Source organism: Rhodococcus oxybenzonivorans (genome assembly GCF_003130705.1).
Taxonomy (GTDB): domain Bacteria; phylum Actinomycetota; class Actinomycetes; order Mycobacteriales; family Mycobacteriaceae; genus Rhodococcus_F; species Rhodococcus_F oxybenzonivorans.
The window spans coordinates 2,224,049-2,246,338 of record NZ_CP021354.1 but is presented as its reverse complement, the minus strand read 5'-3'; the positions used below and the strand labels follow the sequence as shown (position 1 = coordinate 2,246,338).

Below are 22,290 nucleotides of genomic sequence, written 5' to 3'. Positions count from 1 at the left end.
GGCGAACACGTCTGCGTGCACAGCACGACGGAAGTCACATCCCGACGAGAACTACAGAAACGGTAGCGCTAACGTCGAGGGCATGACACAGACCTCCCCCTCTCAGCCTCCGTCGCCGCTGTCTTCGGACCTGGTGACCGCCATCGACCACGTCGGCATCGCCGTTCCCGACCTCGATTCGGCCATCGCGTGGTACGCGGAGCATCTCGGCATGGTGTCGACCCATGAGGAAGTGAACGAGGAGCAGGGCGTGCGCGAGGCGATGCTCAGCGTCGTCGGGGCGCCCGAGGGCAGCACCGCGCTGCAGCTGCTCGCCCCGCTGAACGAGAGCTCGACCATCGCCAAGTTCATCGACCGGAGCGGTCCCGGTCTCCAGCAGCTGGCGTACCGGGTCACCGACATCGACGCCCTCTCCGCGCAGCTCCGCGATCGCGGCGTACGCCTCCTCTACGACGCTCCCCGCCGCGGTACCGCGGACTCGCGGATCAACTTCGTCCATCCCAAGGATGCCGGCGGAGTCCTCATCGAGCTCGTGGAGCCGTCGTCAGGCCACTGAGGCGGAGCCGTCGTCAGGCCACTGAGGCGGAGCCGTCGTCAGGCCACTGAGGCGGAGCCGTCGTCAGGCCACTGAGGCGGAGCCGTCGTCAGGCCACTGAGGCGGAGCCGTCGTCAGGCCACTGAGGCGGAGCCGTCGTCAGGCCACTGAGGCGGAGCCGTCGTCAGGCCACTGAGGCTGTTGGCCCCGTGGCCTGCGCGGGAGCGGTGAAGACCAGGTAGGCCGAAAGACAAGCACGGCTTTGCCCAGGTAGATTGGCGGCCATGGTAAACGAGCAGGACCGCGGTTCGATCCCCCTTCCGTTCTCCGTGGCACGTAAGGGCTTCGACCGGGACGAGGTGCGCAACTACTTCGAGCGTTTCGATGCGGAGTTGCGCGTGACGGCGGCCGACCGGGACGCGGCGGCGGCGCAGGCACGCGATCTCGCCAAGCAGCTCGACGATGCGCGGGACGAGATCGACGAACTCCGCAAAGACGTCGATCGCCTGTCCGTTCCCCCCACTACCGCCGAGGGGATGAGCGACCGCATCTCGCGGATGCTCCGCCTTGCGTCCGACGAAGCCTCGGAGGTGCGCGCCAAGGCCGAGGCCGATGCTGCGGAGATGATCTCGATCGCCGAGCAGGAGGCCGCTCAGCTTCGTGGCCAGTACGAATCGCTGGTCGCCGAACTCGAGGACCGTCGTAGCGCCCTCGAGACCGAGCACACGCAAACCATGGCCAAAGCCCGCACCGAGGCGGCGCGCATCGTCGAGGCGGCGCAGGCCGAGCGTGACCGCCTCGCGGCCGAGGCCGAGCTGCGCCGGGCGCAGGTGCAGGAAGATTTCGATCTCTCCATATCCGAGCGCAGGCAGAAGACGATTGCCGCGGTCAACGAACTCGAGGCGACCAGCAAGGCCGAAGCTCAGCGGCGGCTCGCCGACGCCACGCACGAGGCGGAGCGCAGGCTGCAGGCGGCCACCGACCAGTCGGAGCGCAAGATCGCCCACGCCAAGGAACTTGCCGAGGAGCTTCGCGTACTCCGCGGCCGAATCCTCGCTCAGCTTTTGGGCATTCGCGGTCAGCTCGATTCGGTTCCGGCCATGCTGGCGTCCGTCAACCGGGAGAGCGAACTACTGGACGCCCACCCCGAGACCGCCCCGCAGTCGAACGCACGCTCCAACGAGAGCAACGACTCCCGGTCTGCGCAGAAGAACGCTCCCGCGCGAAACGAGTCCACCTCAGCTCGGGTCGAGTCCGACGACAAGGCAGACGATCACTCGGATGCCGACGCCGACACTGCAGTCCTGTCGGCGGTCGACGAGGAATCGAACGCCGACTCGGCGGATCAGCGGACGGTCAAGACGGGCAGCTAGGACCACCGGCGCGTCAGGCCCCGGGTGCTGCGTCCCGACCAGCACCCGGTGTGCCAGTGCCGCCGGTCATCGGCCCCGCCGTATTCCGCGGGCCACGTCACGAGATGGGGTACCCCCGGCCGGATGTCGTGATCGCAGCCGGGGCACCGGTAGGTCTTGGTGGCGCGTGACCCCGGGATGGTGCGCACGACGTAGTCCTCGTCGCTGTACCCGCTCGGGCCCGATTCCCGGCGTGTCAGTGCATCGCCGAACCCTGCTTCGTCGCGGTTCGCATTGGACGCACCTCGGCGCGTGTTCCGGGGTTGAGGTTTGCGACGGGGCACGGAACCAGCCTAGGCCTCAGAAAAGCCGGAACTCGGTGCTCTCGGTGCCCCGGAGCGCTTCGTAGTCGAGCACCAAGCATCGGATCCCGCGGTCCGTGGCAAGAGTTTTCGCTTGAGGCTTGATCTGTTGGGCGGCGAAGACTCCGCTTACGGGCGCGAGCAAGGGGTCCCGGTTGAGAAGTTCGAGGTACCGCGTCAACTGTTCGACTCCGTCGATGTCACCTCTGCGCTTGATCTCGACGGCGACGGACGCGCCATCGGCGTTCCGGCACAGGAGGTCGACTGGGCCGATGGCCGTCATGTATTCGCGACGCACGAGGGTGTATCCGGTGCCCAGCGTCTCGACGTGTTCGGCAAGCAATTCCTGCAGGTGCGCTTCGACGCCGTCCTTGACGAGTCCGGGATCGACCCCGAGCTCGTGGCTGGAGTCGTGCTCGATGTCCTCGATCGTGATGCGTAGTTCCTCACCGGCCTTGTTGGTGACAACCCACAGTGCTCCGCCGTCGTCCGCGGCTCCTTCGACGAGCCAGCACGGTGGGCTCATCCAGTTGAGCGGCTTGTAGGCGCGGTCGTCGGCGTGAATGCTCACCGATCCGTCGGCTTTGATCAGCAACAGACGACGCGCAGTGGGAAGATGTGCCGTCAAGCGGCCTACGTAGTCGACTCGGCATCTGGCAATCACTAGGCGCACTCGATCACCCTAAGGGATCGCGCCGACTAGTCTCGAATGACTATGCGCCGCCCTCGCAGATCTGTCGCCCCGCTGGGGTCGTGGTTGCTCGGATCGCCGGATGAAAGCCCGCGCCGCCGCCGCGTCCGCGTCCAATTACTGCTCACCGCTCCGTTGGTGGTCACCAACCTCATCGGGGCACTGATCGCGTGTCTGCTCATCAGCGTGGTCGTCCCCGGGCCGAGCGTGTGGTCCGGTGAATTCATGCTCGCCAATTTCGTCGCGGTGCCTGTATTCGTGCTGACAGCAGTGTTGATCGGGGTGACCTGGGGCACTAGGCGGATCGTCTCCGACCTTCGATGGTCCACAGTCGACCGTGACCCCACCGAGAGCGACCGTGCAGCTGCGTTCCGGGCGCCGTGGCGGCTGACGCGAGTCCAGGCGGCCCTGTGGGGTCTGGGATGGGTGTTCTTCACCGCGCTGTACGGCATCATCGACCCGCAAACAATTCCCAAAGTGGCATTCACTGTTGCCTTTGCCGGAATAACCATCTGCGCGTTCTGCTATCTACTCACCGAATTCGCCCTGCGCCCCGTCGCGGCCCGGGCGCTGAGTTCAGGGGAACCGCGGACCCGCCGGACCCTGGGTATCACCGGTCGAACCGTGCTCGCCTGGGTCCTCGGAACCGGGGTGCCACTGCTCGGACTGATGCTCATCGCTGTGTTCAGTTTCATTCGCTACGCCAGTCCCACCAGCCTTGCGGTGTCGATTCTGGCGCTCGGTGGTGTAATCCTCTGTTTCGGACTGCTGCTCGTCGTGATCAGTGTGCGGGCAACCGAGGCTCCGATCCGTTCGGTGCAGTTGGGGATGGCCGAGGTCGCCGACGGGAAGCTGGACGCCGAGGTGATCGTGTACGACGGCACCGAACTGGGCGAGCTGCAGACCGGCTTCAACCGCATGGCCGAGGGCCTGCGCGAGCGCGAGAAGATCCGCGATCTCTTCGGGCGACACGTCGGGCAGGAGGTTGCGAGCAATGCGCTTCGCCACCGGCCGGAGCTGGGCGGTGAAGAGCGGGATGTATCCGTGCTCTTCGTCGACATCATCGGATCGACCACCTTGACCGCCAGCCGCTCCCCCGCGGAGGTTGTCGACTTACTCAACCGATTCTTCAATGTCGTGGTCGACGAGGTGGATCGCCGATGCGGGTTCGTCAACAAATTCGAAGGTGATGCCGCGCTGGCCATCTTCGGTGCACCGGTCGCGCTCGACGATCATGCGGGTGCAGCACTGTCCGCCGCTCGGGCTCTGCGCGAACGGCTCGCAGCCGAGGTCCGCGAATGCGAGGCTGGTATCGGAGTTGCGACCGGGCGCGCGGTCGCGGGCAACATCGGAGCACACGAACGATTCGAGTACACGGTGATCGGCGATCCCGTCAACGAAGCAGCACGTCTGTCCGAATTGGCCAAGAACGTCCCCGGACGGCTTGTGGCGTCCCAGCGTGCCACCGACGCAGCGGGCGAGGACGAACGGCGGCAGTGGACCCTCACCGACAGCGTGACTCTCCGTGGTCGCGTGGAACCCACCCGGCTGGCTGTTCCCACGGCGCTACTCGAGGGAGCGTCCACCGTTTCGGATCAGGGCGCCGATTCCGTCGAGTAGGCGGGCGAGACCGAATTCGAAGGCATGGTCGGGGGCGAAGGCGGCGTTGTGGTGTTCGCCGGCCGAGGCGCCGACTCGGGCGGCAAGCGGAAAGCGGTCGGGGTCGAACACCTTCTCGAAATGCGGCGCAATGCTGCGCCACCATTCGCTGTCGGCGTCTCCCCGCGAAGCCAGTGCTGCCGCTTCGGCGGCGGCCCGCGCGGCGCCTACCGCGAAACTGTCGAGCAGGGTCACCACGGAGTCCATCTCGAGGTCTGACAGTCCGAGCCCTTCGACCGCAGCCAGCTCGCGCTCGTACTTCGCCATAGCCCCGGGTCCCAGCACCGGCCGGCTGAGTGTGACGACGTTCAGCATCCACGGATGGGCGCGGAGAAGCTCGAAATAGCCGCGTGCTGCCGCGGCGAGCCGATCCCGCCACCCTGCGACCGGGTCGTCGGGGGCGGCGTGGAGAGTGGACAGCACCCGGTCGGTCATCACATCGACCAGTTCCACCTTGCCGGGAACGTGCGTGTACAGCGACATCGCCCCGGCTCCGAGCTCAGCTGCGACGCGGCGCATCGAGACAGCATCGAGTCCCTCCGCGTCGGCGAGGCCGATCGCGACGTCGACGATGCGGTCGAGGTTCAGCCCCGCCTTTCCCCGACGGGGCCGCGACACGGGCGCACTGCCACCGCCCCACAGCAACTCTATGGTCCGAGCCGGGTCGCCGCCCTGTGGTGTCGCGATTCCAGCCATGCCGGAATCTTCCCATGACGTCTCGGGAACTCGAGGGATCACCGCGTCGTTGACGTACGACGTACCGTATGAGGCGCTGGCATGTGGGGCGATGTCGCCTGCACGCCCCTGGGAAGGGTGAAGTTGTGACAGTAGAGCCGGCTCTCACGAGCTTCGCGGCCACGTTCGTACCCGCCGAAGTTCCGCGGAACGCACACCTTGTCTTCTGGAACGACGAACCACAGGGTGCCCCACCCCCGAACTCGGACTCGTACACGCGCCTCGCCGTCGGCGAGCATGCGGTAGCCAGCCTTCCGACGCGGCGAGTATCCCTGCGCGACGCGCTCCCCATACTCTTGGCCCTGCCGGCCGAGGCCGAGGTCCACCGCTCGGTCGCCTTCTTTGCCGCCTGCGGTCGGACCGCCGTCGGGTATCTCGCGAAGGGTTCGATTCTTCCGTCTGTGACCGCGAGCGGACAGGACGTGTGGCGACTCGGCGTCCTCGACAGGGGACGAGCAACGGCACCTCAGCAGCCTTGCCGCTGCCCTTCCACCCGAGGCCCGCGCGATCCCCTCGGGTGAACTGTCCGAGGACGCAAGGGCGGTCCTGCTTCCGGCTGCGTCGGAGGTCGTGCGCGGCTTTGTGACGTCCGTCCTCGATGCGCTTCCGAGGTTGTGCGCCCCCGCCGAGTCCGACGCCTTACCGTATCTGGGATGGGACACCGTCGGTGTTCCCGGACTCGGGGCCTGGACCGCCTCCCACGCGCCCACGACCGTGGCTCTGTCCCTGCGCATCGATCCGGTTCCGACCATGGGAACCGTCGATCTGGTGGACAGCGATTTCGACGCCACCCTCCAGGTGCACGGGGTGGACAGGCCCGGGATCGTCTGCGACGCCGTGGATCTCTGGCGCCATCCGAGCATGGCGGAGTCCGCATTCATGGTCGACCCGCGGATTGCGGTGCTCGAAGCTCTCCGTCGTGCCGTGCTTCGGTGGGCACCGCTCGAGGATCTCCTGCGCTCCGAGGCGCCGGATCGAATCAGGCTCGACGACGACGTAGCAGCACTTGCCGGTGACGCCGGCGCTCGTCTGCGCGATGACGGCATCGAGATCCACTGGCCGCGGGAGCTGATGACGCAGACATCGACCCGCATGGTTCTGGGCGATTCTGCGGCGAGTGAGGGGCCCACCGCGTTCGGTGGTGACCACGCCTTCCGGTTCGACTGGCGGGTGGCGATCGGCGACGAGGTGCTCACCAAGGAGGACATGGAGAAGCTGGTGGCTTCCGAACGCGCCGTGGTGCGACTGCGTAATCGCTACGTCGTCGCCGACTCGGCGCTCGTGCGGAAGACCCTGCAGCGGCGAACCGGCACGATGCCGATGGTCGAGGCACTACGCGCCTCGTTGACAGGCCGAACCGGCCGCGGCGAGGGAGAGTGTCGTGTCGATACCTACGGAGCACTCGCCCGCACGGCCCGAGAAATCACCGACAAGATCACCCTCGACGTGCCCGTGCCGGCCGCGCTGCGCGCACAACTGCGGGACTACCAACTTGCCGGCTTCCGATGGCTTGCCGCGCTCACCTCCCGCGGGCTGGGGGCTTGCCTGGCCGACGACATGGGACTCGGTAAGACGTTGACCCTCATAGCACTCCACGTCCACCGTCAGCAGGAATTCGAGACCTCGGGACCCTCCCTCGTCGTCTGCCCCGCATCCTTGTTGGGGAACTGGCGCCGCGAGATCGAACGCTTCGCCCCAGATACGAGAGTTTTCGTCCATCACGGCCCGAGACGATCAGCGCCGAGTGAGTACCTCACGGACAGCGCCGACGCAATCGTGCTGACCACGTATGCGACGATGCGGCTCGACGCCGGCGCCCTCGCCGCGACCGGGTGGGGACTCGTCGTCGCGGACGAGGCCCAGCACCTGAAGAATCGCAATGCCTCGGTCACGAGAGCTCTGCGCACTGTCCCGGGACGGGCTCGCGTCGCCCTCACCGGAACGCCGGTGGAGAACAGACTCAGCGATCTGTGGTCGATACTCGACGGTGTCACACCCGGTCTCCTCGGCACGTACGCACAATTTCGGCGGCGCTACGACAACCCGAGCGGCGGCGACGGCGTGGATCGTGCCAACGAGTTGGCCGGCCTCATCGCACCGTTCGTCCTACGCCGAAAGAAGTCGGATCCCGGGATAGCCCCGGAGCTTCCACCGAAAACCGAAATCGACGTGGATGTCGGGCTCACTCCAGAGCAGGCTGCGCTGTACGAAGCGCTCGTCCGGGAGGCTCTCGAACAGATTCGCAACAGCGACGGCATGCAGCGTCGCGGTGGTATCGTATCCCTGCTGACCGGCCTCAAACAGATCTGCAACCACCCAGCGCAGTACCTCGGGCAACAGCCCACGTCCCTGGGGGGCCGCTCCCAGAAGATCGACCTCCTCGACGACCTGGTCGACACCACTCTGTCGGAGGACGGCCGATCGCTGGTCTTCACCCATTTCACCGCGATGGGGCGACTTTTGCGGCAGCACCTGAGCTCCCGCGGTATCGAGTGCGAATTCCTCCATGGCGGCACCTCGGTCGCTGCGAGGGAGGAACTGGTGGAACGGTTTCAGAGTGGCGACGTTCCGGTCTTGATTCTGTCCCTCAAAGCCGCGGGGACCGGACTCAATCTGACGCGAGCGGATCACGTCGTCCACTTCGATCGCTGGTGGAATCCGGCCGTCGAAGACCAAGCAACCGATCGTGCCTACCGGATCGGCCAGCACCGGCCGGTGGTAGTCCATCGCTTCGTCACCGCGGGCACCATCGAGGAACGCATTGCCGGCATGCTCGACAGCAAACGAGCGCTCGCGGACTCGGTCCTACTTCGTGGTGCCGACGCCTTCACCGAACTGACCGACGGAGAACTTACCGAACTCGTGGCGTTGAGCCCCGACTATCAACTCGGATGCATTCTGTGACGACGACCGCTTTGACACATCCCCCTTCGGGGTCCAGAAGGGCAAACGTACTTGCGGTAGAACCTGGTGGGCCCAGCAGTGGGTGGACGATCTCGAGCAGTGTGCACTCGACTCTCACACGCTGAAGCAGGGACGCGCCCATGCCCGCGGCGGAATGGTCGGCCCGCTGACCTTCGCGGCCGGACTTCTTTCCGCCGACGTGCATTCCAGCGACGAGCTCCTACACGTGCGCATTCGTGTCGATGTGCTTGACGATGCAGAGTGGGAGCGGGTATCTGCCGCGCTCGGATCGAGGAGTGGCCACGTCGCCCAGTTGTCCAGCGGAACGCTTCCGCGCGAACTGCACGAAGATCTCGCGGCAATCGGCATCTCGCTCCTGCCTTCGATGTTCGATGCGGACGCGACATGCACGTGTGAGGAGTGGGACGCGCCTTGCCGACATGCCGCGGCGGTCCTGTACCAGGCCGCGTGGATACTCGACGACGACCCGCTGCTGGTGTTTCTGCTCCGCGGTCGCGAGGGCCGGCAACTGCTCGACTTGCGGCACGATTCTCACCAGGAGGACCTCTTGGAGTCATCGTTCGCCTCCACGTCGAGGCCTATGCCGGCCGCCGACGCCTACGCCGACGTCCCCGGCCACTTGCCGACGATGCCCACTACCGAGGGGGCCGCCCCACTGCGCCCCGGCTGGCTGGACGATGCGCCGCCCGAAGTTCCCGCAGACGCCATCTGGTCGGCGATTCTCACTGCGATTTCGCGATACGGAGATCCTGTCTGACGCCGTTCATCAGTCCCGGCACGACGCTCGGGCCGACGACCCTCGCCCCGGTCGCCGGGTATGGCGTACAGATCTTGACGTCATGCACGAAGCACCAGCGCCAGTTGTCCCCGGGATGCAGAGACTGTGCGATCGGATGCCCGCTGGTCTGTGCGTGGTGTCTGGCATGACGCATTGGTGACGAGTCACTACAGCCGACGTACCCACACGTCAGGCACAGCATCAGGTGTGCCCACCGGGTACCGAGTGCGAGACAGCCCTCGCACCCGTCCGACGTGTGCGCGACGACGTCGCGAATCATGTTCAGATCAGGATCGTGCCAGGTATCGGATTGGATCATGTCGCCACCCCTCATCCCCAAGATTGACGCCTGCGGGCGCGCACCACATGGTCACAGCGGAACGAAAGAGTCTGACGGGAATCGGCACGGATGCACACCCTTGGGGGTTTCGACCCTGGATATCCGGGGTAGATCAAGGCATGGATCTGGAAGCATCCCCAGACCCCAGGGTGGTCGACACTCCTCGGGCATCCGACCTCTGTACCGTTCTGGCACTCACAGCGGACATGCATGACTCCGGTGATCGGGACACTATCCTCGGCGTGATGCGGGAGGCCCTTGGTCACTTGGGACCGTTCACAGTGGAACCGGTGGCAGGAGATGCCGACGGATTCTGGCGTCAGCGCATTCTGTTCGACGACCCTACGATCGACACCATCGCGCTGATGATCAGGGCCGCTCGTCCACCAACCCAGAGGCAAGTCACTCTTCTCGAACTGCTGATTCAGCACACCATGTCTGCCCTGCGTTCCGCCTCCCGCACCTTGCGCGCAGAAGCGCAGGCACGCAGTGTGCGAGAAGCTTCCGACGAAGTGGCCACAGTGACGGAGCAGCTGGCCGCAGTGTCGGAGCAGCTCGCGCGACTCCAGTCCGAAGCGAGGATCCGTGAAACGCTCGATCGGCTTTCTCTCGCGGGCGCGTCCGAAGGGGTCATCGCGGATACCCTCCATCAGCTGACCGGACTACCCGTGGGGGTCGAGGACCAATTCGGCAACCTCCGAGTCTGGGCCGGTCTCGGAAAGATGCCGCGATATCGTCGAATAGGGGGCCGGAATCGAGTCGACGTCGTCCGCCGCGCCACTATGGAGGGCAAACCGCTGCGGGATGACAACCGGATCCTGCAGATCATTCGGCCCCGTCAAGCTTTGCTGGGGATCGTGTACCTCTGCGACCCGGAACACGAGGCGACGGACTTGGACACGTTCGCGCTGGAACACGCCGCGACGGTCCTCGCCATCGAGATGGCGCACGAACGGTCGTTGGCGGAGACCGAGGCACGGTTGAGCCGCGACCTCGGGGACGATCTTCTCTCTGGAACCGACGACGACAGTGCGTACTCGCGGGCCGAAGCACTTGGCTATGACCTTCACGAACCGCAGCGAGTTCTGGTGGTCGAGTGGGATTCGGAGACGAATGCCGATACCGTGTCCGACGCCCTACACCGATACTTCGCCTCGACCGATTCCGCGGCCCTTCTCATGCACCGCAGCGACCACGGTTCGGGGGTCGTCGCCGCGATTACACAGTCGAAAACCGATGCGGTTGAGGCGTTCCGGACTGTGGAGAAGACCTTCGGGCCGGCGAGCGGAGTGATGGGTGTCGGATCAGAATGTTCGTCACCCAGTGAGATACCCCAGTCGTACAGCAACGCGGTACGAGCTCTGGAAATACGAAAGCAATCACTGTCACCCTGGGGCGTGGCACATTTCGACGAATTGGGCGTGTACCGCATCCTCGACGCGCACGCCACGACACGCGACGTCGAAAATTTCGTTCAGGAATGGCTCGGGCCGCTCCTCGACTACGACCGGAACCACCACAGCACCATGACAGCCACCTTGGCCCAGTATCTGGACTGCGGTGGCAAGTACGACGAAACCGCTCGCGCTCTCCGAATTCACCGCAGTACCTTGAGATACCGCATGTCCCGTATACACGAACTCACCGATCGTGATCTCCGGAGCGTCGATACCCGGTTGAACCTTCATCTCGCCACCCGGGCGTTGCAGGTACTCGCCGGCGATACCCGACCATGAGGGTCCCGGGACCATCATTTTTGTTGTGGAATGCCGGAAGCCCCCCAACAGGTGTTGGGGGGCTTCCGGTAACGGATGTTCGGCGGTGTCCTACTCTCCCACACCCTGTCGAGTGCAGTACCATCGGCGCTGGAGGGCTTAGCTTCCGGGTTCGGAATGGGGCCGGGCGTTTCCCCTCCGCTATGGCCGCCGTAACTCTATGAAACTGTCACACACCCATCTTCCCTTTTTCCGGTTCCCCCGCCGTGGCCCACGCACCCGGGTGGGGTGCGGAACTGTCCAGGGGGTTCAGTGAAAGGAAAAAAAGGGGGTATCTGTGTGTTGTTTCAGATACTGCACAGTGGACGCGTAGCTTCTTTGTGGTAAGTCCTCGGCCTATTAGTACCAGTCACCTACACCCATTACTGGGCTTCCAGTTCTGGCCTATCAACCCGGTGGTCTGCCGGGGGCCTTACCCCCTCGAGGGGGTGAGAAACCTCATCTTGGAACAGGCTTCCCGCTTAGATGCTTTCAGCGGTTATCCCTTCCGAACGTAGCTAACCAGCGGTGCTCCTGGTGGAACAACTGGCACACCAGAGGTTCGTCCGTCCCGGTCCTCTCGTACTAGGGACAGCCTTCCTCAAGTTTCTAACGCGCGCGGCGGATAGAGACCGAACTGTCTCACGACGTTCTAAACCCAGCTCGCGTGCCGCTTTAATGGGCGAACAGCCCAACCCTTGGGACCTACTCCAGCCCCAGGATGCGACGAGCCGACATCGAGGTGCCAAACCATCCCGTCGATATGGACTCTTGGGGAAGATCAGCCTGTTATCCCCGGGGTACCTTTTATCCGTTGAGCGACACCGCTTCCACTTGCCGGTGCCGGATCACTAGTCCCGACTTTCGTCCCTGCTCGACTTGTCAGTCTCACAGTCAAGCTCCCTTGTGCACTTGCACTCGACACCTGATTGCCAACCAGGCTGAGGGAACCTTTGGGCGCCTCCGTTACATTTTGGGAGGCAACCGCCCCAGTTAAACTACCCACCAGGCACTGTCCCTGAACCAGATCATGGTCCGAGGTTAGAGGTCCAATACGATCAGAGTGGTATTTCAACAACGACTCCACACTCACTGGCGTGAGCGCTTCACAGTCTCCCACCTATCCTACACAAACCGAACCGAACACCAATACCAAGCTGTAGTGAAGGTCCCGGGGTCTTTTCGTCCTGCCGCGCGTAACGAGCATCTTTACTCGTAATGCAATTTCGCCGAGTCTATGGTTGAGACAGCTGAGAAGTCGTTACGCCATTCGTGCAGGTCGGAACTTACCCGACAAGGAATTTCGCTACCTTAGGATGGTTATAGTTACCACCGCCGTTTACTGGGGCTTAAATTCTCAGCTTCGCCACCGAAATGGCTAACCGGTCCTCTTAACCTTCCAGCACCGGGCAGGCGTCAGTCCGTATACATCGTCTTACGACTTCGCACGGACCTGTGTTTTTAGTAAACAGTCGCTTCTCACTGGTCTCTGCGGCCCCACCCAGCTCACACTGCAAGAGTGATCACCAGACGAGGCCCCCCCTTCTCCCGAAGTTACGGGGGCATTTTGCCGAGTTCCTTAACCATAGTTATCTCGATCGCCTTAGTATTCTCTACCTGACCACCTGTGTCGGTTTGGGGTACGGGCCGTGTGAAAGCTCGCTAGAGGCTTTTCTCGGCAGCATAGGATCACTGAATTCGCCTCATTCGGCTATGCGTCACCTCTCAGGATATGTGTGACCCGGATTTGCCTAGGTCACTCCCTACAGGCTTACACCAGTATTACCACTGACTGGCTCAGCTACCTTCCTGCGTCACCCCATCGCTTGGCTACTACCAGATCAGGTCCCACGCATCCGCCACCTACGAACCCGAAGGTTCACAAGCGGTTTCAGGGTGGTTAGTATCACTGATTCACCAGGGGCGCGTTCACACGGGTACGGGAATATCAACCCGTTGTCCATCGGCTACGCCTGTCGGCCTCGTCTTAGGTCCCGACTCACCCTGGGCGGATTAACCTGGCCCAGGAACCCTTGGTCATTCGGCGGACGAGTTTCTCACTCGTCTTTCGCTACTCATGCCTGCATTCTCACTCGTGTGGCCTCCACGGCTGGGTCACCCGCCGCTTCCATGGCCACACGACGCTCCCCTACCCATCCACACCACTGCCCACCCTCCCGCAGGAAAATGGGGTGCATTGTGTGAATGCCGCAGCTTCGGTGGTGTACTTGAGCCCGCTACATTGTCGGCGCAGGATCACTTGACCAGTGAGCTATTACGCACTCTTTCAAGGGTGGCTGCTTCTAAGCCAACCTCCTGGTTGTCTTCGCGACCCACATCCTTTTCCACTTAGTACACGCTTAGGGACCTTAGCTGGCGATCTGGGCTGTTTCCCTCTCGACTACGAACCTTATCGCCGCAGTCTCACTGCCGCGCTCTCACTCACCGGCATTCGGAGTTTGGCTGATTTCGGTAAGCTTGTGGGCCCCTAGACCATCCAGTAGCTCTACCTCCGATGAGAAACACGCGACGCTGCACCTAAATGCATTTCGGGGAGAACCAGCTATCACGGAGTTTGATTGGCCTTTCACCCTACCCACAACTCATCCCTCAGTTTTCAACCTAAGTGGGTTCGGTCCTCCACGACGTCTTACCGTCGCTTCAACCTGGCCATGGGTAGATCACTCCGCTTCGGGTCTAGAACATGCCACTATAAACGCCCTATTCGGACTCGCTTTCGCTACGGCTACCCCACACGGGTTAACCTCGCGACATGCCACTAACTCGCAGGCTCATTCTTCAAAAGGCACGCCATCACCCCAGCGACAAGTCACTCGAAGGCTTTGACGGATTGTAAGCGCACGGTTTCAGGTACTATTTCACTCCCTCCCGGGTACTTTTCACCTTTCCCTCACGGTACTAGTCCGCTATCGGTCACCAGGAGTATTCAGGCTTATCGGGTGGTCCCGACAGATTCACACCAGATTTCACGGGCCCGGTGCTACTTGGGTTTCCATCACGACAGTCACAATGTTTTCGTGTACGGGATTCTCACCCTCTACGACAGGCCGTTCCAGACCACTTCCACTAACACCATGATTTCTTACTGTCGGCCAACACGGCAGCATTGACAAGATGAACCCACAACCCACGAATGCAACGCCTGCCGGCTATCACACATCCATGGTTTAGCCTCTTCCGCTTTCGCTCGCCACTACTCACGGAATCACTATTGTTTTCTCTTCCTGTGGGTACTGAGATGTTTCACTTCCCACGTTCCCTCCACACACCCTATATATTCAGATGCGGGTAACACGACATCACTCGTGCTGGGTTTCCCATTCGGACATCCTCGGATCTCAGCTCGGTTGACAGCTCCCGAGGCTTATCGCAGCCTCCTACGTCCTTCATCGGCTCCTGGTGCCAAGGCATCCACCGTACGCTCTTCATTACTTACAACAAAGATGCTCGCGTCCACTGTGCAGTTCTCAAACAACACACCCGCCTCGAACTCCCGCCAGCACCATGCCCACCACCAAAAGTGATGCGGTCTGCCTGACATCCGAACCGGATCGTCACTTTCCTGAAAGAAAAAACACTCACGTGTTCCCTCAGGACCCAACAGTATGTCGATATAATTCGCCCTCCCACCAGCACACAGGCCGGCAGTTGAGAACCAATACTTGTCAGCGATCCACCCATGAGCAACCACCGGATAACATACGCATCCGAAATGGCCTCTGCCAGACCATCATCCACTGACTGTTCAGCGGTACATGACTGGAGATGCTCCTTAGAAAGGAGGTGATCCAGCCGCACCTTCCGGTACGGCTACCTTGTTACGACTTCGTCCCAATCGCCGATCCCACCTTCGACGGCTCCCTCCCACAAGGGGTTAGGCCACCGGCTTCGGGTGTTACCGACTTTCATGACGTGACGGGCGGTGTGTACAAGGCCCGGGAACGTATTCACCGCAGCGTTGCTGATCTGCGATTACTAGCGACTCCGACTTCACGGGGTCGAGTTGCAGACCCGATCCGAACTGAGACCAGCTTTAAGGGATTCGCTCCACCTCACGGTCTCGCAGCCCTCTGTACTGGCCATTGTAGCATGTGTGAAGCCCTGGACATAAGGGGCATGATGACTTGACGTCGTCCCCACCTTCCTCCGAGTTGACCCCGGCAGTCTCTTACGAGTCCCCACCATTACGTGCTGGCAACATAAGACAAGGGTTGCGCTCGTTGCGGGACTTAACCCAACATCTCACGACACGAGCTGACGACAGCCATGCACCACCTGTATACCGACCACAAGGGGGGCCGTATCTCTACGGCTTTCCGGTATATGTCAAACCCAGGTAAGGTTCTTCGCGTTGCATCGAATTAATCCACATGCTCCGCCGCTTGTGCGGGCCCCCGTCAATTCCTTTGAGTTTTAGCCTTGCGGCCGTACTCCCCAGGCGGGGCGCTTAATGCGTTAGCTACGGCACAGATTCCGTGGAAGGAACCCACACCTAGCGCCCACCGTTTACGGCGTGGACTACCAGGGTATCTAATCCTGTTCGCTACCCACGCTTTCGTTCCTCAGCGTCAGTTACTGCCCAGAGACCCGCCTTCGCCACCGGTGTTCCTCCTGATATCTGCGCATTTCACCGCTACACCAGGAATTCCAGTCTCCCCTGCAGTACTCAAGTCTGCCCGTATCGCCTGCAAGCTCACAGTTGAGCTGTGAGTTTTCACAAACGACGCGACAAACCGCCTACGAACTCTTTACGCCCAGTAATTCCGGACAACGCTTGCACCCTACGTATTACCGCGGCTGCTGGCACGTAGTTAGCCGGTGCTTCTTCTGCAGGTACCGTCACTTCCGCTTCGTCCCTGCTGAAAGAGGTTTACAACCCGAAGGCCTTCATCCCTCACGCGGCGTCGCTGCATCAGGCTTTCGCCCATTGTGCAATATTCCCCACTGCTGCCTCCCGTAGGAGTCTGGGCCGTGTCTCAGTCCCAGTGTGGCCGGTCACCCTCTCAGGTCGGCTACCCGTCGTCGCCTTGGTAGGCCATTACCCCACCAACAAGCTGATAGGCCGCGGGCCCATCCTGCACCAGTAAACCTTTCCACCCCCAGCCATGCAGCCGAAGGTCGTATCCGGTATTAGACCCAGTTTCCCGGGCTTATCCCGAAGTGCAGGGCAGATCACCCACGTGTTACTCACCCGTTCGCCGCTCGTGTACCCCGAAGGGCCTTACCGCTCGACTTGCATGTGTTAAGCACGCCGCCAGCGTTCGTCCTGAGCCAGGATCAAACTCTCCGTTGAAGACTCTAGAAAGAGGCGAACCCCAATCAGTCATAGACATCGAGTCAAATCACTAGCGATCAAAAACTCAAACTAGCTCAATCAAACACTGACCCCCCTCCGACGGAAGAAGGAGAAGAGCCAGCAAATACCCACACCACTCACAACCAAACCAAAAGGCCCAGTTGATCATCCGTGATGCGGAGTACCAAAACAATTTGGCACTGACATTCATCGACACACTGTTGAGTTCTCAAAGAACACGCACACACCATCACCACCAGCAACACTCGCTAGCCGCTCCGGGGCAACCGTTCCACCCTATCTCCCCGGACGCACCAGCGCAAACCAGTACTCCATGAAAACAATCCGGGGAAGAAGCAAAACCATACACGATGGCCGACTTCGAGATTTTCGCCAGGCACTCCGTACAACCTCGTGTCCCAGCCCCTGCGGGCGGAGTCGGTGTCCGTGTCGCTCTGACTTCGAATAAGTTACGCGACAGGAAACAGCTTGCCAAATCCCCAGGTCGCCGAGGCGCTCGGCCCCGTTTGCGCTGGTCAATCGGTTGCCTTCCGGCAACTTCGGCCCTTCGGTCGCCGCCTCGACGACTGTGACGCCCGACTCACCTGCGACCACTGGGGTGTATCGGCTGCGAGCCCGTCAGGATCCGGCGTCGACACGCTCGATCTGGCCTCCGAGGCCTTGCAGGTTCTCGACGAAATATGGGTAGCCGCGGTCGATGTGGAACACGTCGTGCACCTCTGTCACGCCGTCTGCCACAAGACCGGCAAGCACCAATCCGGCGCCGGCCCTGATGTCGGACGACCACACGGGAGCGCTCGACAGCAGCGGTATCCCGCGGATCACCGCATGGTGTCCGTCCGTCCGCGCGTCTGCTCCCAGCCGGATCATTTCCTCGACGAAGCGGAACCTGGCCTCGAACACGTTCTCCGTGATCATCGAGGTCCCTTCAGCCACCGCTGCAAGACCGATCGCCATGGGCTGCAGGTCCGTGGGGAAGCCCGGATACGGGAGCGTCGCGAAGTTGACAGCGGTGGGACGAGCTTTCTGCTCCACCCGAAATCCGTCGGCCTCCGTGGTGACCTCTGCCCCCGCGACCCGCAACTTGTCCAGAACCAAGCCGAGATGTTTCGGGTTGACGCCACGGACCCGGACGTCCCCCCTCGTCATCGACGCGGCGATCCCCCACGTCGCGGCCACGATGCGGTCACCGATGACGCGGTGTGTGGTCGGTTCGAGCTGGTTGACGCCCTGAATGGTGAGCGTCGACGTGCCCGCTCCCAGGATCTTGGCACCCATGCGGATCAGCATGTTGCACAAGTCGACAATCTCCGGCTCACGCGCGGCATTGTCGATCACCGTCTCGCCTTTGGCGAGAACAGCGGCCATGAGGATGTTCTCCGTCGCCCCCACCGACGGGAACGCAAGCCGAATGTTGGCTCCGTGCAGATCGTCCGCCTGGGCAACGACACATCCGTGTTCGATCGTGCTCTGCGCGCCCAGCAACCGAAGTCCGGATTGATGCATATCGAGTGGCCTGGATCCGATGGCGTCGCCGCCGGGCAGAGCGACCACCGCACGTTTGCACCTCGCCACCAAGGGGCCCAGCACACACACCGATGCTCGGAACTGGCGAACTGCGGCAAAGTCCGCGTGATATTTCGGCTCCGCCGGCGTGGTGATCCGAACCAACGAATCTTCGAGAACCACCTCGCACCCGAGGCCGCGCAGGACATCGGCCATCAGAGGAACGTCCAGGATGTCGGGGCAATTGGTCACGACGGTGGTGCCCTCAGCCAACAGCGCCGCCGCCATCAGCTTCAGAACACTGTTCTTGGCGCCCCCGACAGACACTTCACCTACGAGACGGTTACCGCCGGTAACAAGGAAGCGTTCGCTCACGAAGCACAGCCTAGAGCCAGCTGCACCGACCTCGGAGGCCGGTACCGTAACGCTATGGCCGTACACCTCACCAAGATCTACACCCGGACCGGCGACGACGGGACCACCGGACTCAGCGATTTCTCCCGCGTACCGAAAAACGATCCCCGCCTCGTCGCGTATGCGGACTGTGATGAAGCGAACGCCGCAATCGGCGTCGCGGTGGCGCTGGGGAATCCCCCCGAGGAGATCCTGTCGATTCTGCGGCAGGTACAAAATGACCTGTTCGACGCCGGTGCCGATCTGTCCACCCCGGTGGTCGAGGAACCCAAGTATCCACCGCTGCGTATCACCGCCGACTACATCGACCGGCTCGAACGCTGGTGTGACGAGCTGAACGAGCGCCTCGAACCCCTGAATTCCTTCATACTGCCCGGCGGAACCCCATTGGGAGCCCTGCTCCACGTTGCGCGAACCGTGACACGGCGAGCGGAGCGATCGGCGTGGGCCGCTGTCGACGCACATCCCGAGAACACTCACGCGCTGCCGGCGAAGTATCTCAACCGGCTCTCGGATCTGCTCTTCATCGTGGGACGGATCGCGAATCCCGAGGGAGACGTGCTCTGGAAACCGGGAGCGGGGAAAGCCTGATCAGAATCGGCGTCCGCGTACCGATCGGCCCGACGGACGAGATTCGACCCACGACAGGAACGCGGTCAAAGCTCCACCGTCCAAGGCGATCTCGTACGCGGCGCCTCGGTCCTTCACGGACAGAATGACGATTTCGTCGGACATGATGTCGAACTCGGAGCCCTCGGGTTTACGACGGCCTTCGACTTCGATCCCCTGCCGCTCGATGCGCGAATCAGGGCCGGGACGCAAACTCGACAACTTGAAGAAGACGAGGGAGCCCTCGCCGTAACGAATGACGCCGTGACGCCATCCGGTGTCCCCCGCGGAAGGCGCCACGCGGAGAATAGCCGCGGTTCCACCGCGACGAAGAACAGCCAGACGATAGAGAAAGACCGCGACGAAGGCGGCGAGCAGCACAACCAGAATGATCAACACAGTCATTCCGATTGTCACTGTTCGTCGGCTCCGTCGCGGTCTGTCTCGTGTAACCTATGCGCGCTCTACGGCGCGAACTCGACCCTTGGCAACAGCAATCGCCTCGAGATCGTCTCCGCTCTCCTGGAGCACCGCCCGGGCGGCCTCCACGTCGATGTCCTCCGCAAGTTCGGCGGACTCGGCGAGGATCGTGACGGATTTCGCCGTCACGGAAAGGAAGCCGCCGTGCACAGCTGCGACGATTCGCTCGCCGTCGGCTGTCGTGATCGCGACGACGCCACCCTCCACGAGCTGTCCGAGGACAGGCTCGTGACCAGGCATGACACCGATCTCACCCTCGGTCGTCTGTGCACTGACGAGAGTCGCCGAACCAGACCACAACCGTCGCTCGACAGCGACGAGTTCCACGGTCATTTCAGCCATCGTCGACTACTTCCCGGCGATCTTCTTGGCTGCAGCCTCGACGTCGTCGAGTCCACCGCAGCTGTTGAACGCCTGCTCGGGCAGGTGATCGAACTCGCCCTTGCAGACGCGGTCGAACGCCTCGATGGTGTCGCGGAGCGGCACCACGGAGCCGGGCTCACCGGTGAACTTCTCGGCGACGATGAAGTTCTGGCCGAGGAACTTCTGCAGACGGCGGGCACGTCCGACGAGGACCTTGTCCTCTTCCTGCAGTTCGTCCATACCGAGGATGGCGATGATGTCCTGCAGTTCCTTGTACTTCTGCAGGATTCGCTTGACCTCGTTGGCCACCCGGAAGTGCTCGGCACCGACAATGCCGGGCTCGAGGATCCGGGAGGTGGAGCTCAGCGGGTCCACAGCGGGGTAGATACCCATCTGCGAGATCGGTCGCGACAGCTCGGTGGTCGCATCGAGGTGCGCGAACGTCGTGGCCGGCGCCGGGTCGGTGTAGTCGTCGGCGGGCACGTAGATCGCCTGAAGCGAGGTGATGGAGCGACCACGCGTCGAGGTGATTCGTTCCTGCAGCTCACCCATCTCGTCAGCCAGGGTCGGCTGGTAACCCACGGCCGAAGGCATACGACCGAGCAGGGTCGACACCTCGGAACCGGCCTGGGTGAAACGGAAGATGTTGTCGATGAACAGCAGAACGTCCTGGCCCTGGACATCGCGGAAGTACTCCGCCATGGTCAGTGCGGACAGGGCGACGCGCATACGCGTTCCCGGCGGCTCGTCCATCTGGCCGAAGACGAGGGCGGTGTCCTGAAGGACGCCCATCTCTTCCATCTCGAGGTGAAGGTCGGTGCCCTCACGGGTGCGCTCACCGACGCCTGCGAACACCGAGGTTCCGGAGAACTCGCGGGCGATACGGGTGATCATTTCCTGGATCAGAACGGTCTTGCCGACACCGGCACCACCGAACAGACCGATCTTTCCACCCTTGACGTACGGGGTGAGGAGGTCGATGACCTTGATACCGGTCTCGAGGATCTCCGTCTTGCCCTCGAGCTGGTCGAAGGCTGGCGGCTTGCGGTGGATGCCCCACTGCTCGCCGTCGCGTCCCGTGCCGGGAGCGTCGAGGCAGTCGCCCAGTGCGTTGAACACGTGGCCCTTGACGACGTCGCCGACGGGAACCGAGATCGGCTTGCCCGTGTCGGCCACCGAGGTGCCGCGGACGAGGCCGTCGGTCGGCTGCATGGAGACGGTGCGCACCAGGTTGTCACCGAGGTGCTGCGCGACCTCGAGGGTCAGCGTCTTGGCGACCGAGGGAAGCGTGATCTCGGCATGCAAGGCGTTGAACAGTTCAGGAATGGAGCCACGCGGGAATTCAACGTCCACGACGGGACCGATGACCCGCACGACGCGGCCGGCCACGGACGAATCCGAACCTGCCCCGTTTGTTTCGGTTACTGCTGCGGTCATTGCTTAGTCACTTCCTGCGCTCGAGGCGAGCGCATTCGCGCCGCCGACGATCTCGCTGATTTCCTGGGTGATCTGGGCCTGGCGAGCCTGGTTGGCCTGACGGCTGAGAGTGTTCACCAGTTCGTTTGCGTTGTCCGTCGCCGCCTTCATGGCGGTACGACGGGCAGCCGACTCCGACGCCGCAGCATCCAGCAGCGAGGAGTAGATGCGGGTGCTGATGTACTTCGGCAGCAGGGCACCGAGCAACCTGTCGGGTTCCGGCTCGAAGTTGTATCCGGCGACCGGTTCGTCGTTCCGGTGACCGTTCGACAGCATGTCTTCACCGAGTTCGATGTTCTCCTCGGAGACCGTGACGTCCAGCGGAGCCATCCGCCGCACCTCGGGAGACTGAGTGAGCATCGACACGAAGCGGGTGTAGACGATGTGCAGTTCGTCGACACCTTCGATGGTTCCCTCGCCGTTGTAGGCGGGAATCTCGGAGCCGGATCCGGCCATGAAGAGCTCCACCAGGTGGCGGCTCGCCTTGGCAGCATCGGAGTAACCGGGGTCCTGAGAGAACCCGGTCCACGCAGCCCCCAGGTCGCGACCACGGAACGTGTAGTAGCCGAGGCCCTTGGCACCGAGCACGAAGATGACCGGGTCCTTGCCCTCGCTGCGCAGCAGTTGGAACAGTTCCTCGGCCTCTTTGAGGACGTTGGAGTTGTACCCACCGCACATGCCGCGGTCGCTGGTGACAACCAGGACGGCAGCACGCTTGGCGTTGGCGCGCTCGTTGAGCAACGGGTGATCCAACGACGCCGACGCACTTGCCAGCTCCGTCAGGACCTTGGTGATCTCCTCGGCATACGGCTTCGACGCAGCGACCCGGGCCTGAGCCTTGGTGATGCGCGAGGTCGCGATCAGCTCCTGGGCCTTGGTGATCTTCTTGGTCGAGTTGACCGACTTGATACGAGACCGCAGTTCGAGAATGCTTGCCATCGATCGATCACTCTCCCTTCATGTTTCGCGGCGT

At 62.6% G+C, this 22,290-nt stretch carries 17 protein-coding genes and 3 rRNA genes; 8 read left to right on the top strand and 12 right to left on the bottom strand.

Annotated features, from left to right (window positions below):
* Window positions 1-82 precede the first annotated feature (82 nt).
* Both mce and CBI38_RS10800 read left to right on the top strand, forming a co-directional pair.
* Window positions 83-556 carry a methylmalonyl-CoA epimerase gene (gene mce, locus CBI38_RS10805; protein ID WP_109328733.1) on the top strand — a complete coding sequence of 158 codons (474 nt, stop codon included), beginning with the start codon at window positions 83-85 and terminating at the stop codon, window positions 554-556.
* Between the two features lie 263 nt (window positions 557-819).
* A complete protein-coding gene (locus CBI38_RS10800) occupies window positions 820-1,908 on the top strand; it encodes a coiled-coil domain-containing protein (RefSeq protein ID WP_109328731.1) in 1,089 nt (362 codons plus the stop codon).
* On the opposite strand, the gene CBI38_RS38960 is transcribed toward CBI38_RS10800, so the two are convergent.
* Both CBI38_RS38960 and nucS read right to left on the bottom strand, forming a co-directional pair.
* Entirely contained in the window at window positions 1,905-2,231 is a 327-nt protein-coding gene (locus CBI38_RS38960; protein WP_109328729.1) for an ATP/GTP-binding protein, read from the bottom strand. The two genes, CBI38_RS10800 and CBI38_RS38960, sit on opposite strands and share 4 nt — an antisense overlap.
* A 16-nt stretch (window positions 2,232-2,247) precedes the next feature.
* Window positions 2,248-2,922: an endonuclease NucS gene (gene nucS / locus CBI38_RS10790; protein WP_109328727.1), complete on the bottom strand. Its 675-nt coding sequence runs from the start codon at window positions 2,920-2,922 to the stop codon at window positions 2,248-2,250.
* Window positions 2,923-2,964: 42 nt separating this feature from the next.
* Here nucS and CBI38_RS10785 point away from each other — a divergent pair, with 42 nt between their 5' ends.
* Window positions 2,965-4,560: an adenylate/guanylate cyclase domain-containing protein gene (locus CBI38_RS10785; RefSeq protein ID WP_204164957.1), complete on the top strand. Its 1,596-nt coding sequence runs from the start codon at window positions 2,965-2,967 to the stop codon at window positions 4,558-4,560.
* Here the strand turns inward: CBI38_RS10785 and CBI38_RS10780 are convergent.
* Window positions 4,507-5,295 (bottom strand): TetR/AcrR family transcriptional regulator, encoded by a 789-nt coding sequence (locus tag CBI38_RS10780; protein ID WP_109328723.1) that lies wholly within the window; start codon window positions 5,293-5,295, stop codon window positions 4,507-4,509. The two genes, CBI38_RS10785 and CBI38_RS10780, sit on opposite strands and share 54 nt — an antisense overlap.
* A gap of 125 nt (window positions 5,296-5,420) precedes the next feature.
* Between CBI38_RS10780 and CBI38_RS38955 the strand changes: the two genes are divergently transcribed.
* The 3 genes from CBI38_RS38955 to CBI38_RS10770 all read left to right on the top strand — a co-directional run bounded on the left by CBI38_RS38955 (window position 5,421) and on the right by CBI38_RS10770 (window position 9,016).
* Window positions 5,421-5,855: a hypothetical protein gene (locus CBI38_RS38955; protein ID WP_230990150.1), complete on the top strand. Its 435-nt coding sequence runs from the start codon at window positions 5,421-5,423 to the stop codon at window positions 5,853-5,855.
* Between the two features lie 49 nt (window positions 5,856-5,904).
* Window positions 5,905-8,238: a DEAD/DEAH box helicase gene (locus CBI38_RS10775; protein WP_230990149.1), complete on the top strand. Its 2,334-nt coding sequence runs from the start codon at window positions 5,905-5,907 to the stop codon at window positions 8,236-8,238.
* A gap of 82 nt (window positions 8,239-8,320) precedes the next feature.
* Window positions 8,321-9,016 (top strand): SWIM zinc finger family protein, encoded by a 696-nt coding sequence (locus CBI38_RS10770; RefSeq protein ID WP_230990148.1) that lies wholly within the window; start codon window positions 8,321-8,323, stop codon window positions 9,014-9,016.
* On the opposite strand, the gene CBI38_RS10765 is transcribed toward CBI38_RS10770, so the two are convergent.
* On the bottom strand, window positions 8,982-9,317 hold the full coding sequence (locus tag CBI38_RS10765; RefSeq protein ID WP_257792484.1) for a UBP-type zinc finger domain-containing protein: 336 nt from the start codon (window positions 9,315-9,317) through the stop codon (window positions 8,982-8,984). The genes CBI38_RS10770 and CBI38_RS10765 overlap by 35 nt on opposite strands.
* 179 nt (window positions 9,318-9,496) lie before the next feature.
* Here CBI38_RS10765 and CBI38_RS10760 point away from each other — a divergent pair, with 179 nt between their 5' ends.
* Window positions 9,497-11,113 carry a PucR family transcriptional regulator gene (locus CBI38_RS10760; protein ID WP_109328717.1) on the top strand — a complete coding sequence of 539 codons (1,617 nt, stop codon included), beginning with the start codon at window positions 9,497-9,499 and terminating at the stop codon, window positions 11,111-11,113.
* A 77-nt stretch (window positions 11,114-11,190) separates the two neighbouring features.
* On the opposite strand, the gene rrf is transcribed toward CBI38_RS10760, so the two are convergent.
* The 4 genes from rrf to murA form a co-directional block, all read right to left on the bottom strand.
* Window positions 11,191-11,307 (bottom strand): 5S ribosomal RNA (gene rrf / locus CBI38_RS10755).
* Window positions 11,308-11,471: 164 nt separating this feature from the next.
* A 23S ribosomal RNA gene (locus tag CBI38_RS10750) occupies window positions 11,472-14,590 on the bottom strand.
* Between the two features lie 338 nt (window positions 14,591-14,928).
* Window positions 14,929-16,445: ribosomal RNA gene (locus CBI38_RS10745) — 16S ribosomal RNA — on the bottom strand.
* The 16S, 23S and 5S rRNA genes sit together here, the layout of an rRNA operon.
* 642 nt (window positions 16,446-17,087) lie before the next feature.
* On the bottom strand, window positions 17,088-18,350 hold the full coding sequence (murA, locus tag CBI38_RS10740; RefSeq protein WP_109328715.1) for a UDP-N-acetylglucosamine 1-carboxyvinyltransferase: 1,263 nt from the start codon (window positions 18,348-18,350) through the stop codon (window positions 17,088-17,090).
* Window positions 18,351-18,404: 54 nt separating this feature from the next.
* Between murA and CBI38_RS10735 the strand changes: the two genes are divergently transcribed.
* Entirely contained in the window at window positions 18,405-18,980 is a 576-nt protein-coding gene (locus CBI38_RS10735) for a cob(I)yrinic acid a,c-diamide adenosyltransferase (protein WP_109328713.1), read from the top strand.
* On the opposite strand, the gene CBI38_RS10730 is transcribed toward CBI38_RS10735, so the two are convergent.
* The 4 genes from CBI38_RS10730 to CBI38_RS10715 are packed head-to-tail and all read right to left on the bottom strand — an operon-like array spanning window position 18,981 to window position 22,256.
* The gene (locus CBI38_RS10730) at window positions 18,981-19,403 is read right to left on the bottom strand and encodes a DUF2550 domain-containing protein (protein ID WP_109328711.1); all 423 of its coding nucleotides are present in this window, start codon (window positions 19,401-19,403) and stop codon (window positions 18,981-18,983) included.
* Window positions 19,404-19,451: 48 nt separating this feature from the next.
* Entirely contained in the window at window positions 19,452-19,820 is a 369-nt protein-coding gene (locus CBI38_RS10725) for a F0F1 ATP synthase subunit epsilon (RefSeq protein ID WP_109328709.1), read from the bottom strand.
* Between the two features lie 6 nt (window positions 19,821-19,826).
* Window positions 19,827-21,278 (bottom strand): F0F1 ATP synthase subunit beta, encoded by a 1,452-nt coding sequence (gene atpD / locus CBI38_RS10720; RefSeq protein ID WP_109328707.1) that lies wholly within the window; start codon window positions 21,276-21,278, stop codon window positions 19,827-19,829.
* Between the two features lie 3 nt (window positions 21,279-21,281).
* A complete protein-coding gene (locus tag CBI38_RS10715; protein ID WP_109328705.1) occupies window positions 21,282-22,256 on the bottom strand; it encodes a F0F1 ATP synthase subunit gamma in 975 nt (324 codons plus the stop codon).
* Window positions 22,257-22,290 lie beyond the last annotated feature (34 nt).

Excerpts from the sequence above, each read along its gene's own strand:
- CBI38_RS10780 (WP_109328723.1), bottom strand. The coding sequence starts at position 5,295 with ATGGCTGGAATCGCGACACCACAGGGCGGCGACCCGGCTCGGACCATA.
- CBI38_RS10800 (WP_109328731.1), top strand. The coding sequence starts at position 820 with ATGGTAAACGAGCAGGACCGCGGTTCGATCCCCCTTCCGTTCTCCGTG.
- CBI38_RS10725 (WP_109328709.1), bottom strand. The coding sequence starts at position 19,820 with ATGGCTGAAATGACCGTGGAACTCGTCGCTGTCGAGCGACGGTTGTGG.
- CBI38_RS10735 (WP_109328713.1), top strand. The coding sequence starts at position 18,405 with ATGGCCGTACACCTCACCAAGATCTACACCCGGACCGGCGACGACGGG.
- atpD (WP_109328707.1), bottom strand. The coding sequence starts at position 21,278 with ATGACCGCAGCAGTAACCGAAACAAACGGGGCAGGTTCGGATTCGTCC.
- mce (WP_109328733.1), top strand. The coding sequence starts at position 83 with ATGACACAGACCTCCCCCTCTCAGCCTCCGTCGCCGCTGTCTTCGGAC.
- CBI38_RS10730 (WP_109328711.1), bottom strand. The coding sequence starts at position 19,403 with ATGACTGTGTTGATCATTCTGGTTGTGCTGCTCGCCGCCTTCGTCGCG.
- CBI38_RS10760 (WP_109328717.1), top strand. The coding sequence starts at position 9,497 with ATGGATCTGGAAGCATCCCCAGACCCCAGGGTGGTCGACACTCCTCGG.
- CBI38_RS10785 (WP_204164957.1), top strand. The coding sequence starts at position 2,965 with ATGCGCCGCCCTCGCAGATCTGTCGCCCCGCTGGGGTCGTGGTTGCTC.
- CBI38_RS10765 (WP_257792484.1), bottom strand. The coding sequence starts at position 9,317 with ATGATTCGCGACGTCGTCGCGCACACGTCGGACGGGTGCGAGGGCTGT.
- CBI38_RS10715 (WP_109328705.1), bottom strand. The coding sequence starts at position 22,256 with ATGGCAAGCATTCTCGAACTGCGGTCTCGTATCAAGTCGGTCAACTCG.